This window comes from Sphingobacterium griseoflavum, assembly GCF_014653155.1.
GTDB classification, from domain to species: Bacteria; Bacteroidota; Bacteroidia; order Sphingobacteriales; family Sphingobacteriaceae; genus Sphingobacterium; species Sphingobacterium griseoflavum.
The window spans coordinates 119005-134242 of the sequence record NZ_BNAF01000004.1; the positions used below are offsets into that span (position 1 = coordinate 119005).

Genomic DNA, 15238 nt, shown 5'->3' on the forward strand with positions numbered 1-15238 from the left:
AGTAACGCATGTTATAAATGTTTTCATGGCGGAAAATAACGAAAACATCATAACGGTAATTTTGCTTTTTTATTGTGTCAACGTGCCGATATAGTAATTGAAAGTATCGACATCAACATCCTTTAAATCGTTTACACTGATGGGTAAAGTGGAAAATTTATCGGTCACTAAATACCGGTTTCTTCCGCCTTCTTTTAGACCAATATGTACAGGCATGGTGAATTGCGGCGTCTCCGTAACCCATCGGCAAGCGAGTTTGCCATCCGGGGTTTTGCGCATCTCCAGGACAGGGATACTTTTGCGTTGGATGTATTGCTCAAAAACCGTCGTGAGATCTATCCCGCTCTGTTCGTTCAAATACTGCAAAATATCCCCATAGTCTACGGTTTTATGATAGAATTTTTCGTTCAGGCCACGCAAAATCGACCGCCATTTATCATCATCTTCGACGATCGTTCGTATCATGTTCAATAACACCCCACCTTTGGGATACATATCACCAGATCCTTCTTTGTTTACACCATATGGTCCTTGCATGGGTTTGTCATTCAATATCCCTTGTCGATTGCCGTGCACGTAGGCCAAGCTTGCTTCTTTGCCGTAGTGGTAATCGATAAAAAGTGCTTCCGAGTAGTTGGTGAAGCTCTCATGTATCCACATATCTGCCAAGTCGTTCGATGTGATGTTGTTGCCGAACCATTCATGTCCCGATTCATGTACGACGATGAAGTCCCATTTTAGGCCCCAGCCGGTGCCGGAAGCATCACGCCCGAGATAACCGTTTTGATATTTGTTGCCATAGGCCACTGCGCTCTGATGCTCCATGCCGAGATGCGCGGTTTCTACAAGTTTATAGCCATCTTCGTAGAACGGGTATGGACCAAACCAATGTTCGAAAGCGTCGAGCGTTTGCTTAGCGTTTTGTTGCAAGTGTGGAATTTTTGCCTTGTTTTCCTTTAATACATAGTAGTCTATGCTTAATGGGCCTTTTTCGCCGCTGTACTGTTCCTGAACGTGTGTATAGTCCCCGATGTTAAGGGCGATGTTGTAGTTGTTGATGGGGTTAGTTACTTTCCAGTCGTAGCGTGTATAGCCATTTTTTAGCTTGGTAACCTTTTGCAGTCTCCCGTTTGAAACATTCATCAAACCATTGGGTACAGCAACCGATACCATCATGCTGTCCACTTCGTCGGATTGATGGTCTTTGGTAGGCCACCATACACTCGCTCCGAGCCCTTGGCAGGCTGTCGCCACCCAAGGCTTACCATAGCTATCCGTTTTCCAATCAAAACCTCCGTCCCATGGTGCTCGTGTAGCAGCAATAGGATTTCCGGAGTAATGTACCACAAACGAATCAACCCGTCCTTTTTCAATGGTTTGTGGAAAGGTCACAAAAACAGCATTGTAAGCGCGTTCAAACGGTATGGATTCTCCCCGATAAAGGACTTTTTCTACGGAAAGATTTTCGAAAAGGTCAAACTGGAGCTTTGTGAAATCTGTAGTCGCCTTAAAGCGAAAGAGGTTACTGCCCGAAATAAATCGATTCTCAATATCTACTTTGACATCAAGGTGATAGTATTGGATGTCATAACAGGTCCGCAGAGGAGTCAAGGTTCCGCGTAACGAATCCGCTTTGCTGAAAAGCTCTTTCGCTTTCATAAGCTGTCCATACGAAGGCGAGCAACATGCTATACTCGCGATAAATGCTAGTGTTTGAATTATATACTTCATTCGATGTCTTGTCGATCCGATTTTTCAGGGTAAATATAGAAAATGGCGGCCGAAAAGGCACCGAACAGAAAGATATTTGGATAATATTTGCCTACAGTCTGTCAATATCTTGATACTAAATGTGGAAGGTTAGATCAATGCGGCCACATAATGCTTCGCATCGCAACAAAGAAACCCTCCCTTTCCTCTATTTCTTGACATAGGCCAAGTGAAATTGGCAAAAGGTGTTCTACATTTAAGGCAACCAAGTTTTTGACACATGAAAGATCAATTTATCAACGAAAAACTTAGCGGTCAACGCATAGCATCGGGAAGAGATGTGGGACGAAGACCGATTAGAAGAACGCAGAAACAGCCTAATAGGGAGACGGTATGGAAATCTCGCTATTTCATTATCCACCTACCATTCGGCTTTTTTTGGTAACGGATATGGGTGGCTTTATACCTCAATCATAAAAAAATCTTGTCCGGGCTGATGTGTTTTGAGAACCGGGAGTGCCACATTGTATACAGATAAATTTTCTGCGAGTGAACCCGTTAGCTGGCCGGCATGTGCATGTCCATGGAATACTGCGGATACTTGCCGCCGTAGCAGGGGTTCTGCCAGCAAGGAAGATCCTAAAAATGGGAAGATCTCCACGGGCTCCCCTTGCACGGTTTCTGCCGTGGGCGAGTAATGCAGAATGGCCACTTTGGGTATATCCGGATATTCTTGTTCCAGCCGAGCCAGTGATCGGTCGAGCCGCATGGATTCGTCCACCGATTCCTGTACAAATGCTTTCATGGCCTCTTCACCGAACATAGACAGCATATACCGATCAAAGCCACCGCCAAAGCCCTTCACACCGGCAAATCCGGTATCTCGGATAACAACAGACTCGCCATCCAAAAGTTGGAAATTGCTGGATAAAAGTGTTTGCCTGATCAGTTTTTGTCGGCCTTTCTCATAATCGTGGTTACCCAATACGCCAACGGCCGGGATATGCAATGAATGGAGCTCTTCAGCCAATATTTCAGCTTCTTCCTCATCCCCGGTATCGGTCAGGTCGCCGCAGATAAGCAGTACATCGGCCAAGCTTGATATTTCCTCGAAACAATTTTTCCACTTTCCCTTATCGTTTATCTTTACGTGCAGGTCGCCCACTGCCGCGATTTTTATTCGTTCACGTGTTGCCATGTTTAAACGGTTTTTATCGTATATGATTTATAATTCCATTCTCTTACATCGACTTGGTATTGTGTCTGATCGATCAATGGTCCTCGACACACCTTTTCTACCGGTGGCGGCAAGTCGTACTGTTCTTTGGCCCGCTCCAGCAGGTTCATGAATAGTTTCTGCGGGATGATATCCGCGTATTCGGAAGGGTACACGAATTGAAAACTTAGCAATTGGCTTAACAGCAAATGCCAATGTGCATCGATACGAAACAGCAGATGATCCCAATTTAGCTGCTTGCCATATTTCAGCAAGGTGTGATTGATATCTGCATTGTCGTTACGTTCCCTGTTCTGTACATAGAGCTTACACCAAATAAGTTCTTCTGCCGGTATGAAACGCACAGGGATATCCATAAAATGGCCATGTGCAGCACGTTCGTACCAAGAATCATCAACCGTGCATATGTGGTTTACGCTATCAAAGATAATGTCTATATAATGATCGTCCTTGTAAACTTTGGCCAGCCAACGTACATCGGTGTTCTCCACGCGATATCCTTGCTCGGCGAAGAACTTTAGTATCGGTACATATTCCGTACTTTTACAAAAGATGTCCAGATCTTTCGTAGGCCTAAAAATGCCAGTATAATGGAACATCGCGAAGGCTCCTCCCAGCATGTACGGAAGCCTGCTTTCGTGCAGCAATGTTAAGGCTTCTTTAAAAAAGGCTTGTGAAGCCAATTCTTCTTCTTTTTCCAATTCTTCCATACTCGTGTAGACGGTGTCTTTAGAAAGGATTAAAACCACTTCACCGTACAATTAATAACGATTTGTGTTCGGAATCGTTCATCAAACTTTGGATTTTGTATAGAGAAGACCAGCTGTCATCCGGGCTACTATATATCTGCGCCTTGTCATATCGCGGTGTGCGGGTTGGATTTTGCGTGCGGGAAGTACCCATAAGCACTGTTTAAATACTTGTTTTCGCCATTGTCGCTAACTTGTTGGCCGATTGTACGTCTTTTCGCAAAGGGACTACAGGAACGTTGTCCTATGGTTTTATCAATTATATGCAACATGAAAAGATTCACATGCACTTTACTTGCCAGTTTGCCCCTGCTACTATGGTCCTGTGGCAATGGAAATTCGGATACTGATACCGCTGATTCAGTGGAAAGCATGCCGGGGCCGGTCAGCGAAATGGATAAATCCCGCTACAACCTCAATTCAACAGATGAACCCCTCTATGGAACGACGGATACGTTAAAACAAGATTCGTTGGAACGTGCGGATTCATTAAAGAACACAAATCCATAATCCTCAAGGAGGTTGTGGGAGCTCTATTTCCCTACCGGTTATCAAAATATCCGGTTGGCGAGGTCTGCTTCGAGCAAACATTTCCGACAATAGATTGTCTCTTAACCAAAGACAAGGTACCTATGTATATGCGAAAAGAAGAGGTTGGTCGATATGATGTTGATCATCATCCTAAAGCTGGGACATTCTATGGGGATGTACTTGCGGGACTGAGTAAGGATCAAAAAAGCCTACCGGCCAAATATTTTTATGATGCGGCAGGTGACGCGCTTTTTCAGCAGATCATGCGTTGCCCGGAATACTACCTGACAAGATGTGAAGAAGAAATTTTTAAATTGAAAACCCGGGAGTTGCTTCGTTATCTTTTTAAAGATGGCGAAGCATTTGACTTGATTGAGCTTGGGGCAGGAGATGCTAGCAAGACTCAATATCTGTTGGCAGAGCTTCTTGCGCAAGAATTTCCTTTTACCTATCGGCCTATCGATATCTCTGGTCACATCATCGAGCAGTTGGAAGAACGCCTGAAGGCAGAGTTTCCGAAGATTGCGATCAGCTCTTTTCAAGGAGATTACTTCCAAGGCCTGGCAGATATACAGCGTACAGGAAATAATCCTAAAGTGGTGTTATTCTTAGGCGCAAATATCGGAAATATGTCGCGGGATGAGGCCAAGCTGTTCTGTATGAATATGCGTACCTTCCTCGACGCGGGCGATCGGGCTCTTATCGGCTTCGATCTGATGAAAAATCCACGTATTGTTCAAGCGGCTTACGACGACAGTGCTGGACTAACCCGGCAGTTCAATATGAATCTGCTGCACAGGATGAACCATGAGCTTGGCGCCGATTTCATGGAGGATCTATTTGAGCACTATTGTCAATACGATCCCCTTCAGGGGGCCTGCAACAGTTATCTTGTCAGTATCCTTGATCATACCGTTCACTTTCCCAACAAAGATATCGCTTTTGCCAGCGGCGAAGTGATCCATATGGAAGTATCCCAAAAATACCGTTTTGAAGATACCCAAGCATTGGCTGAGGAAGCCGGATTTAGACCCGTTCACGCCGTCTATGATCGTCGTGGCTGGTTTGTAGACGTAATATGGGAAGCGTTTTAAATTTGATGAATCACATGGAAACGACAGATTTGTTAAATCAATTTTTGGCGATCAGAAATCGATCGGAAGAGCTTTGCGCTAACTTGTTGACCGAAGATTACGTCGTTCAACCTGCCGAGTTTGTCAGTCCACCAAAGTGGCACTTAGGACATACGACTTGGTTTTTTGAAACGTTTCTTTTGCAGCAAAAACCGGGATATACGCTGTTTGATCCGCAATACAATTTTGTCTTTAACAGCTATTATGAGTCTGTTGGAGCGCGGGTGATACGCACCGATCGCGGAAACCTTAGTCGTCCAAGTGTTGCTGACGTATATGCTTATCGAAAACATGTAGATGTATGTATGTTTGACTGGTTGGATCAATGGTCAGCGCAGGAACCACTTCGCGATCTGCTTTTGTTAGGGCTGCAGCATGAGCAACAACATCAAGAACTCCTTCTCACGGATATTAAATATATATTAGGCCACAACCCGTTATTTCCACCTTATGATTTGGCTTACAAAGAGAAGGAAGATTTTTCTGGTAGCGCCAGCGCGTTTATACATGTACAAGAAGGGCTATACGAAATCGGGTTTACCGGTGAGGGTTTTTGTTACGATAATGAGCAAGGTCGCCATCAGGTTTGGTTGAACGGTTTTGACATGGCGGCTCAATTGGTGACCAATGCCGAATATTTAGAATTTATTGAGGCAGGGGGATACCGCGACTTTACACATTGGCACGCCGAAGGGTGGGATTGGGTAAGGAAAGAAGGTATACAGGCCCCGTTGTACTGGCACGAAATTGAAGGTAAATGGATGACTTATACCTTGGGAGGTTTACGGCACCTCGACCCAAATTCGCTGCTGTGTCACGTAAGCTTTTACGAGGCAGCGGCATTTGCATCTTGGAAGGGGATGCGGCTGCCTACAGAACAGGAGTGGGAAGTTGCCGCGGGGATATTTGATTGGGGGAGACGTTGGGAATGGACAAATAGCGCATACCTACCTTATCCAGGTTTTCGAAAAGCCGAGGGCGCTATCGGCGAATACAACGGCAAGTTTATGGTCAACCAAATGGTACTTCGAGGTGCATCGGATGCCACCCCCGCAGGCCATAGCCGTATGACGTATCGCAACTTCTTTCACGCGTCTACGCGATGGCAGTATACAGGTATTCGCCTAGTAAAGTGAGGCTAAAGAATCAGGGGACTAAGCGCTTGCCCAGTATCTTGAGACCATACTCATGGCCGTCCATTTCGGCAATGCGCGGGAAATTGCCCCAATCGGTAAAGCCAAAGCGGTAGAATAAATTTAAGCTTGGTATGTTGTGTGAGAAGATAAAGGCAAGCATTGTTTTGATTTGGAATTGTGGGGCGACGGTCAGCGTATGTTGAAGGATCTGTTTTCCATAACCGGCACCTCGCTTGTCCGCAGCTAGATATATACTTACCTCTACCGTTGCGTTATAGGCCGGCCTACCATAAAAAGATTGAAAGCTTACCCAGCCGATGGTATCTCCGTTTTGGTTCTCCACCATCCACAGCGGACGTCGGTTGGCGCTATGTTCGGCAAACCAGGCCAGCCTACTCTCGGCAGTGATCTCTTCGGTATCAGCCGTTACCAATCTAGAGGCGATTGTTGTGTTGTAGATCGCTACAATCTGGGCTAGATCCGATGCTGAAGCGTCCCGGTAAAGTAATGGTTCCATGTTTTCTAGTGTTGTCGCTGCAAATATATAGATCGTCTCGAAAAATCGACGGAGCGGTGCGCGGTTTATTTAAAAGGATCCGTACCGAACGTGATAAATCATCTTATACATATCAAATCCCGGTGCCCAGTAATCATTTTGGATGTCGATAAGTTCAAAGCCATTTTTTTTATAAAATTGGAAGGCAAGCTGTGAGGTGCGTACGCTGATGGCATCTATGTGTGTCATGCATCTAATAATATCCATGCGATGTTGCAGCATTTTTGTTCCAAAGCCTTTGCCATGCTGTGCAGGATGCACAAAATCCCAGCTTAGTTTCGCTATTTTATTCGCCTCGTGAAAGTTGATGCCGGCTGCCGCTACAATTTTTCCGTGTAGCTCCGCTACAAAGTAAAGTTCAGTTTCCAGATCAAGGTAGTGATCAAAGTCTGCAATTTCCTCTTCGGCAAAGTAGGTCGGTACCAGTAGGCGGAGGATTTCCAATAACGGCGTCTTATCCTGTGGTGCGTAAGGTCGAATGCTTATTTCTTTTTCCATGCGTTCAGCAATATTTTCTTAATCACACTTTTTCGCTGTGCCATCACTATTTCGTTGTAATGTATTAAAATCTGACCGGTTTTACAAACGTTCCATCCGCCTCATTGAGATCCCTTCATTTGCTTGAGGCTGAAGGCGATCATGCCTCTCAACCTAGTCGCATCGTCGTTATAAGCATAACAATATCTAGAGTAGCGACTATTTGGGTGCTATGGCCGAAGGAGTAAGTGGGTTGCTGCAGCATGGGCAGCATGCGGCAAATCAGGATAAATATAACATGGGGGTAATCACGATGGGCATTTTATCGGTCAGGACCAGCGTTACCTCATGTTGTACGGCATATCCACCTTTATTCCCTAGCATCGTAAAGCCATCAGCCTGCTCGACAGCTAGGGTGGAGCGTGTATTAAAAAAAGTTTCTATAGCGACCACCGAACCTTTGCGAAAGCGCCGTTTATCTGAGGGATCCCTAAAGTTTAAGATATCAGTTGGTTCTTCATGCAAGGCGTTTCCCAAACCATGGCCTCCAAGGTTTTTAATGACATGGAAGCCTGCTGATTTTGCACTTTTTTCCATGTAGGCGCCTACTTCATTTATGCGTATGCCCGCTCGCATACGGGGTATCAGCGCTTGCAAAGTGCGGAGCGAGCAATCCAGCAATTTTCGTTGAGGATACTTATCGTCGCCAATGAGGATGGACGCGCCATTGTCGGCCCAAAAGCCATTCCACTCGGCGGAAACGTCGATGTTCACTAAATCACCGTCCTGCAATATGATATCGTTGGCAGGAATGCCATGCGCGACAACATGGTTAACGCTGATGCAGGTATTCCCCGGAAAACCGTACGTTAGTCGAGGAGCAGAACGCGCACCTTTTGCCGTTAAAAAAACTCCGCCTAGCTCGTCCAGCTCCTTGGTGCTCATGCCCGGGCGCACCTGTTCCAACATGTACTGCAATGTTTCGGCTACGATGTGTCCCGCCTGTTTTAACATATTGAGCTCCTGCTCCGTGGTTACAATCATCTCTTTTTTATTGCAAAGATACCTCGACGGATTTAGCTGTAGGTAGTAAATTTTGGACAGCAACAGTACCAGCTAATTTGGTTATATTTGTTGCTATGCCTATACAGTGTTTAACATCCATTCGGTTTTCATTTGATCAAGATGGGAGACGACTGGCGGTCGATCCTCGGATGGCGCATTTTGTCGAGGGAATTTATCAGTTCGAGCTCCCTAATTTGCCCGAAGAGATCGCCCTTTTCAATGATGGGTTACCCGCATTAATCGTTCTTCCAAGAAATGATCTGGGCAGTATGTGCCGTGTTCAGCACCAACCCATTTCTTTGGGACCGATATGGTTTACGGCAGGCGCGATCAATCACAGCTATTGGTTGCCCCCCTGCGTGGCAGATGGTGAAAAATTGACCATCGTACGCTTTTTTCCATCCGCTTGGCAAGCACTTTTCGGGAAAACAGCGTTCATGCAGCCTTATGTGCATAGCCTTGCCACGTATCATGCTGAACTAGCACTTTTTTTTAATGAGATTTATCTGGCACCTTGTCTTGTCGCTGCGTTGGAGAGCCAGCTGCTGAAACTATGCAAGCTTTCTTCAGTAGATCATACGGCCTCAGCTTTTGATGAACTTGCAATTGCTATGCAGGCAGGAAACGCCCGCTCCAAGGCGGTTCAAGAGCGATCCCTACGATCTCATCTTCATCCTAAATGGGTGCAACGTCAATTTAAACAGCGTTTGGGAATGAGTCCGTATCAGTTTGAGCAATTGCAGCGCTTTCTTGCTGCTTATCAATGTCTTCAGGAAAACACCGTGTCTAGTCTACATGCTGTTGCTGATGTGTGCGGTTACTACGATGCCAATCATTTGGTTAAAGATTTTAATAAATATCTGGGCATATCGCCAAGGCAATATTTCAAAAAAAGCGTTCGCCACTAAATATGGAAAATCAGTTCGAAAGCCCTTTTCGAGGCAAAATTATCGCCGAGCACAATACCAATCCCAATATTATAGCGGGTAAGTTTAGCTATTATTCGGGTTACTACCATGGTCATGCTTTTGAAGATTGTGCCCGTTATCTCTTTCCTGATCGGGATGGTGTGGACAAGTTGATCATTGGAAGTTATTGTTCGATCGGAACGGGCGTTTCGTTTATTATGGCGGGCAACCAGGGACATCGCAGCGACTGGATTTCGAGCTTTCCGTTCTACTTTATGGACGAGGTTGACGGATTTGCCGATAGCTTAAATGGTTTTAAAGCAGCCGGCGACACGCGTGTCGGCAATGATGTTTGGATTGGTGCCGAGGCTATGATTATGCCGGGTGTGCAGATAGGAGATGGGGCCATAATCGGTAGCCGAACACTGGTTACTAAGGATGTAGAGCCATATGCTATCGTTGCAGGTAATCCTGCGAAAGAAATTCGGAAGCGGTTTGTAGCCAGCGATATTGATAAACTGTTGGAGATACGATGGTGGGATTGGGAAATGGAAAAGATCGCTGCCTCCATGGCCCTGATCTGCTCAGCAGACGTAGAAGGGCTATACCTTTTTCATTGCCTGTACGAACCTTTGTAAAGCGATGTCTAGTATAGTATTCCCGTATTCCCCTTTGCGGGGCATGCTAGCGGAGAGGCAATGCTGTATCGGGCAATAGATAGAACCATGCGGCTGAAAGGTGGTCGATTATATCTGTCGCCGTCATACTCTTTTGATGCACGGCTTTCGCCGCACAGTCGGCAGCCAATCCGTGCAAATACACACCGAGGATTGCGGCGTCATGCGGTGCGTAGCGCTGTGCTAAAAGTGAACCTATAATTCCCGATAATACGTCTCCTGCACCGCCGGTAGCCATTCCAGGATTCCCGGTCGAGTTAAAATGCAGCTGTCCGTCCGGAAATATGATCACCGTATTTGCTCCTTTAACGATTAGAATCTGTTGGTAGGTAGCCGTCCATTCCAGTGCCTTCTGAAGCTTGTCAAAATCGTGCTGCCACTTGCCGATCAATCGCTCCAATTCTTTGGGGTGTGGCGTTAGGATCGAAAAAGGAGGGAGCATGTGCAGCCAATCCTGCTGTGATGATAGGATATTTAAGGCATCTGCATCCAACAACAGCTTCGGTGGATCGGCAAGTTTTTCTAAGTCTTTCAGCAGTTGAAAAAGCGCTTTTCGGCTTTCTTCAGCGGTTCCCATCCCCATACCCACCGAAAGCGATTCGCCTTGAAGGGCTTCTTTGGTGAAGGTACTGATGCTACGTTCGTTTGGGTCTGTTTTTGCCAATGCTTCCGGTACGGTGGACTGTATGATTTGATAACCGCATTGTGGCACGTAACAGGTCACCAAACCGCAACCGCTTTTCATCGCCGCTCTGCCTGCTAACACGGTAGCGCCGATACTGCCATATCGTCCACCCGCAACCACTGCATGGCCAAATGTCCCTTTATGCGAAAATTTAGCCAGTGGCCTGACGAGCTTTTTGACATCGATCGAGGTCGTGTAATGTGCTGAGGTTTCTTTCTCGGCTATTATGCGCTGATCAAACCCCATATCCAAAAGCATGAAATCGCCTGTAAAACGGCCGTAACTCGGCAGCAGGAGCGGCACCTTTACAAAGCCCAACGTATACGTTTGGTTTGCTTCTACAACGATGGCATCAGTAGGCGTATGTTTGTCGGCCAATAAGCCAGAGGGAACATCGATAGCAAAAACAGGGTTGTCGACCGCATTGATCTGCTGGATTAACATCCGCCAACTTTCATCCAGCAAGCGAGACAAGCCGTGGCCGAAAAGCGCGTCTATGATAATGCTACCCTTTTCGAATGCCAGTCCGCTGTGTTTGTCTATTGCGATGATGTCAATACCCGCCTGCACCAGTCGCTGTTGATTGAGTAGATTTTCCGAGCTGTAGCTGCTATGTTGTAAAAGGTATATTTTTACTGCGTGGCCGGCCTTGTGCAACAGGCGTCCCAAGACCAATCCATCTCCCCCATTATTGCCAAAGCCACATAGTATTTCAGCTTTGCATCGGCATTCTCCAAAAACTTGCTGCAACGCGCCGAACAAAAGGCGTCCCGCACGTTCCATCAAAGCCGCTTCCGGCAGTTGTTCTTGTAGCTTAGTTTGTTCTTCTATGTCGAGGATCTGTTGCGTAGAGAGGATTTTCATAACGATCTGTTTCGTGCACCTATGGACTAAAATAACCAATGAGATCGATTAAAGTTTCCAAGATTTGGCCGCACATAGCTTAATTTTGATACAAGATACCTCCCCGGTAGCTGCGCCAAATTACCCCATGCCGGTGATTAAATAGAAAAAGCCTACGTTTTGTGCGTAAGCTTTGTCGTTGATTTATACCAAATATCACCTTTTAGATGGCCCAGCGAAGCAAGCTTGCTCCCCAAGAAAAACCGGCACCAAAGGCAGTTAGCATGAGCAGGTCGCCCTTTTGCAGCTCTTTGAGATTTTCCCAGATGCAAAGGGGGATCGTTGCTGCAATGGTATTGCCGAGGTATTCGATGTTGCTTAAAGTCCGTCCGGCGGCGATATTTATTTCTTTACCCACCGCATCGATAATGCGTTTGTTTGCTTGGTGCGGGATCAGCCAATCAACTTGATCAATAGCTAGGTTATTCCGTTTCAAGACTTGATTGCAGGCATCGCTCATGGATTGTATGGCTTGTTTGAACACCACCTTGCCGTCTTGTCGAATATATTTCTTTTCCAAAGCGATATTTTCATTGTCCTGGGCATTTAGCGAACCGCCGCCTTCAATATTTAAGTAGGCACGGCCATCACCGTTACTCTGCATAAACGCATCGATGATGCCAGTTTCCAACGAGGGCTCCAACCAAACAACACCTGCTCCATCGCCAAATAAAATATTGGTGGAGCGGTCATGCATGTCTACAAACGCACTGATATTATCAGCACCGACCACCAATACGTTTTTATAACGCTCGGTTTCTATTAGCGATGAACCCATATCCAAGGCATACAAAAAGCCAGAACAGGCTGCATTCATATCAAAAGCCCAAACGTTATTTAGTCCCAATTTTTTAGCAATGATATTTGCCGTGGCAGGCATCATGACATCGGGCGTTGAGGTGGCCACCAAAATTGCGTCGACTTGGTTAAGATCTTTGCCAAAGCGGGTGCAAAGGTCGCGGATAGCCATAACGGCCATATCCGATGTTGCGAGATCGCTGTCTAAGATCCGACGCTCTTTGATCCCTGTTCGTTTCACGATCCATTCATCGGAGGTGTCGCACACCTGTTCCAAATCAAAGTTCGTTCTTCGTTTCTGTGGCACATATCCACCAATACCAGTTATTGCTGCATATGGTCTAGAAAGGTAATTATCTTGCATGTGTATTTGATTCTCCTCAATAAAACTGGGCAAATGTACGTTTTTTTTATCGGACTCATGCTGATGCGAGCAACAGATTAAATTCCAAAGTTAAAATATCTGCCATAAAATCATCCCTGTTTTCTTCCGTCCCCATGCTATGTTGCCATTTGATTTGCTACCCACAGCATCGGTGAACGCTTTCTTTGCCGTAATGGGATATGGGAGACAGCTGTCTCCTATCATTCGCCTGATATCTGCTTTTAAAGCACTAATCGTTACTACCCTAAAAGCAATTTAGCTTTTTCTGAACAGCGTAAAGCAGCAGGAAACCCACTACGCTATGTTTCTGTATTGATTTTTTCTGCTGCTGTTTCCTTATCGTCCTGATCAGCTTCAAGCACGGCATCCTCCTGCTCGTCATCTGCTGCGTGTTCAAATTGTAGGTGCGCATAAATAGGGAAGTGGTCTGAGTCAAAATTGTCCTCTTTCCGGATGGATATCAACTTAAAATGCGGGGAGATAAAGGCGTGATCGAGTGGGAAGCGCATAAAAGGATAATGCGCATGGAAAGTGTTGAAGAAGCCGCGGCCGCGGCGAGGATCCAATAAACCACTTATTTTCAGGAAGAGGGTAGTGGTATAGCTCCATGCTACATCGTTCAGATCGCCCATCACCAATGTTGGCAGGTTAGATTTTTTTGCATCTTTCGCAATCAATAGCAGTTCCTTGTCTCTTTCTGTCGACCGAGGGTTCTCATTCGGTACAGGTGGCGTGGGGTGCACGGCGAAAACTTGTATCAATTGTCCGCTCGGCAATTCTACTTGGCAGCTTATCGACGGGATGTCCTCTTCTACAAGATATCGAACCTTCTCATTTTTGATCGGATATTTGGAAAACAATAACATCCCGTAGGTATTATCAATTGGCACTTTGACACGGTAGGCATACTTGTCATCCAATGATGCGGTCCCCTCGGCCCATTTGTGATTTGTTTCCAGCAACAGCACGAGGTCTGCTGCACAGCGTTCTACAACAGCGAGACACCCTGTGATGTTATTGTTGTCCTCGTATACATTCGAAATCAGTAGGGAAATACTGTTTTCGGGGCTGTGTTCATTTGCTTGCTGTACCTGTTTCTTCCCTAATATGGTAAAGGGTAAGATAAGGTAGATAAGATAAACAGCGTTGGCAAATATCAGTACTGCGACGATTGTAGTAGCGGTATCCATCGGAAGGTCGACAGCAAAATAAGCTGCAATCCATACAAAAGTTAAAAACAATTTTTGTATCCGAGGGTAGTCAAATACCCGAAAGGTCCAAAAATCGTTTCGGATAAGTGGGATTAAGGTGAAGCACAAGATTATGACTCCAGTAATAATTAAAGCGTCATGCATAATAATTGTATACGGTTTACAACATTAACCCGTCTTTGCATTGTTTGTTTAGATTTTATTGAAATTTAATAGACAGCCACGTGCTGGATAGCAGGTGGGAGGCCTTCGCGGGAATTCCAATAGATGGATCTTATCTAGCGGATTTCTTCCACCGTAAAATGGATTTCTTTCAAGGGATAGTCTGATTTGTCCGTTCGAACCTTACTAATTTCCAGCAAAACCGATAAGCCTTCGTACACCTCTCCGAAAACAGTGTAATCATTGTCTAACCGGGGTTGTCCACCGATTTGCAAATACGTGTTGCGCGCCTCCGTTGTGTAGGCAAACCCTTTCTTTTGTTCCAGAGCGTCCAGCTCTTCCGTGCTGACCGGCTTTCCCACAATGAAATACAGCTGGTTGAGAAACGACGCTTTTTCGGGGTTATCATCGCGTCCGGCACCAAAGGCACCAACCTTGTGGTAGGCGCGTGGATCGAATTCAGCGGCTAAGCGTGGTTTTCCAAGCTCGGGATGCGCTGCTTCACGCTTCGCAATGTCCGTATCGTGTTCTCCACCCTGCACCACAAAGTTCTCGATGACGCGGTTGAAAAGCGCATCACGATATACATCGGATTTAATCGCCTGCAAAAATAGCTCCCTATGCTTCGGCATAAAGTCATATAACAGGACTTTAAAAGAACCGTAGTTGGTTTTAAATAAAACGCGGCTGGTTTGAGCCGAGATTCCGTTGCAAACAAATAAAGCAAAGCAAACAAACAAGATTTTTTTCATAGATAATGGCGGTATTTCTCCCAAACATATCGAAAAAAATCGAAGGCAGGCAACTGGTTGAGAAATTTAATGCTTTCTACACAATTGGGATGTTAATTTGGTTGTTGTGCTGCCAGGAGAAGCTGTGCTGTGGCGTTGTTATTCTGCGTGAATTTGACTATTT

At 45.7% G+C, this 15238-nt stretch carries 16 protein-coding genes; 6 read left to right on the plus strand and 10 right to left on the minus strand.

Going from position 1 to position 15238, the window contains the following annotated elements:
- Nucleotides 1–69: 69 nt before the first annotated feature.
- On the minus strand, nucleotides 70–1731 hold the full coding sequence (locus IE165_RS06340) for a M1 family metallopeptidase (protein WP_189625764.1): 1662 nt from the start codon (nucleotides 1729–1731) through the stop codon (nucleotides 70–72).
- Between the two features lie 259 nt (nucleotides 1732–1990).
- Between IE165_RS06340 and IE165_RS06345 the strand changes: the two genes are divergently transcribed.
- Nucleotides 1991–2155, plus strand: coding sequence for a hypothetical protein (locus IE165_RS06345; protein WP_189625765.1), 165 nt, complete (start codon nucleotides 1991–1993; stop codon nucleotides 2153–2155).
- 15 nt (nucleotides 2156–2170) lie between these two features.
- Here the strand turns inward: IE165_RS06345 and IE165_RS06350 are convergent, their stop codons facing one another.
- A complete protein-coding gene (locus tag IE165_RS06350) occupies nucleotides 2171–2908 on the minus strand; it encodes a metallophosphoesterase family protein (protein WP_189625766.1) in 738 nt (245 codons plus the stop codon).
- A 2-nt stretch (nucleotides 2909–2910) separates the two neighbouring features.
- Nucleotides 2911–3657: a nucleotidyltransferase domain-containing protein gene (locus IE165_RS06355; RefSeq protein WP_189625767.1), complete on the minus strand. Its 747-nt coding sequence runs from the start codon at nucleotides 3655–3657 to the stop codon at nucleotides 2911–2913.
- Nucleotides 3658–3966: 309 nt separating this feature from the next.
- Here IE165_RS06355 and IE165_RS06360 point away from each other — a divergent pair, with 309 nt between their 5' ends.
- The 3 genes from IE165_RS06360 to egtB all read left to right on the plus strand — a co-directional run bounded on the left by IE165_RS06360 (nucleotide 3967) and on the right by egtB (nucleotide 6496).
- Entirely contained in the window at nucleotides 3967–4206 is a 240-nt protein-coding gene (locus tag IE165_RS06360; protein ID WP_189625768.1) for a hypothetical protein, read from the plus strand.
- 122 nt (nucleotides 4207–4328) lie between these two features.
- Nucleotides 4329–5321, plus strand: a complete 993-nt coding sequence (gene egtD / locus IE165_RS06365; RefSeq protein ID WP_229826388.1) for an L-histidine N(alpha)-methyltransferase — start codon at nucleotides 4329–4331, stop codon at nucleotides 5319–5321.
- A 14-nt stretch (nucleotides 5322–5335) separates the two neighbouring features.
- A complete protein-coding gene (gene egtB / locus IE165_RS06370) occupies nucleotides 5336–6496 on the plus strand; it encodes an ergothioneine biosynthesis protein EgtB (protein WP_189625769.1) in 1161 nt (386 codons plus the stop codon).
- A 10-nt stretch (nucleotides 6497–6506) separates the two neighbouring features.
- On the opposite strand, the gene IE165_RS06375 is transcribed toward egtB, so the two are convergent.
- The 3 genes from IE165_RS06375 to map form a co-directional block, all read right to left on the minus strand.
- Nucleotides 6507–7013 (minus strand): GNAT family N-acetyltransferase, encoded by a 507-nt coding sequence (locus tag IE165_RS06375; protein ID WP_189625770.1) that lies wholly within the window; start codon nucleotides 7011–7013, stop codon nucleotides 6507–6509.
- A gap of 69 nt (nucleotides 7014–7082) precedes the next feature.
- The gene (locus tag IE165_RS06380; protein ID WP_189625771.1) at nucleotides 7083–7550 is read right to left on the minus strand and encodes a GNAT family N-acetyltransferase; all 468 of its coding nucleotides are present in this window, start codon (nucleotides 7548–7550) and stop codon (nucleotides 7083–7085) included.
- 261 nt (nucleotides 7551–7811) lie between these two features.
- Nucleotides 7812–8573, minus strand: coding sequence for a type I methionyl aminopeptidase (map, locus tag IE165_RS06385; RefSeq protein ID WP_189625772.1), 762 nt, complete (start codon nucleotides 8571–8573; stop codon nucleotides 7812–7814).
- 95 nt (nucleotides 8574–8668) lie between these two features.
- Here map and IE165_RS06390 point away from each other — a divergent pair, with 95 nt between their 5' ends.
- Entirely contained in the window at nucleotides 8669–9502 is an 834-nt protein-coding gene (locus IE165_RS06390; protein ID WP_189625773.1) for an AraC family transcriptional regulator, read from the plus strand.
- A gap of 2 nt (nucleotides 9503–9504) precedes the next feature.
- Nucleotides 9505–10140: a type B chloramphenicol O-acetyltransferase gene (gene catB / locus IE165_RS06395; RefSeq protein ID WP_189625774.1), complete on the plus strand. Its 636-nt coding sequence runs from the start codon at nucleotides 9505–9507 to the stop codon at nucleotides 10138–10140.
- Nucleotides 10141–10186: 46 nt separating this feature from the next.
- On the opposite strand, the gene IE165_RS06400 is transcribed toward catB, so the two are convergent.
- From IE165_RS06400 to IE165_RS06415, 4 genes are all read right to left on the minus strand, one after another.
- Nucleotides 10187–11728, minus strand: a complete 1542-nt coding sequence (locus IE165_RS06400) for an NAD(P)H-hydrate dehydratase (protein ID WP_189625775.1) — start codon at nucleotides 11726–11728, stop codon at nucleotides 10187–10189.
- A gap of 202 nt (nucleotides 11729–11930) precedes the next feature.
- Nucleotides 11931–12929, minus strand: a complete 999-nt coding sequence (locus IE165_RS06405; RefSeq protein ID WP_189625776.1) for a beta-ketoacyl-ACP synthase III — start codon at nucleotides 12927–12929, stop codon at nucleotides 11931–11933.
- A gap of 320 nt (nucleotides 12930–13249) precedes the next feature.
- A complete protein-coding gene (locus IE165_RS06410) occupies nucleotides 13250–14305 on the minus strand; it encodes an endonuclease/exonuclease/phosphatase family protein (RefSeq protein WP_189625777.1) in 1056 nt (351 codons plus the stop codon).
- 134 nt (nucleotides 14306–14439) lie between these two features.
- A complete protein-coding gene (locus IE165_RS06415; protein WP_189625778.1) occupies nucleotides 14440–15075 on the minus strand; it encodes a peptidylprolyl isomerase in 636 nt (211 codons plus the stop codon).
- Nucleotides 15076–15238 lie beyond the last annotated feature (163 nt).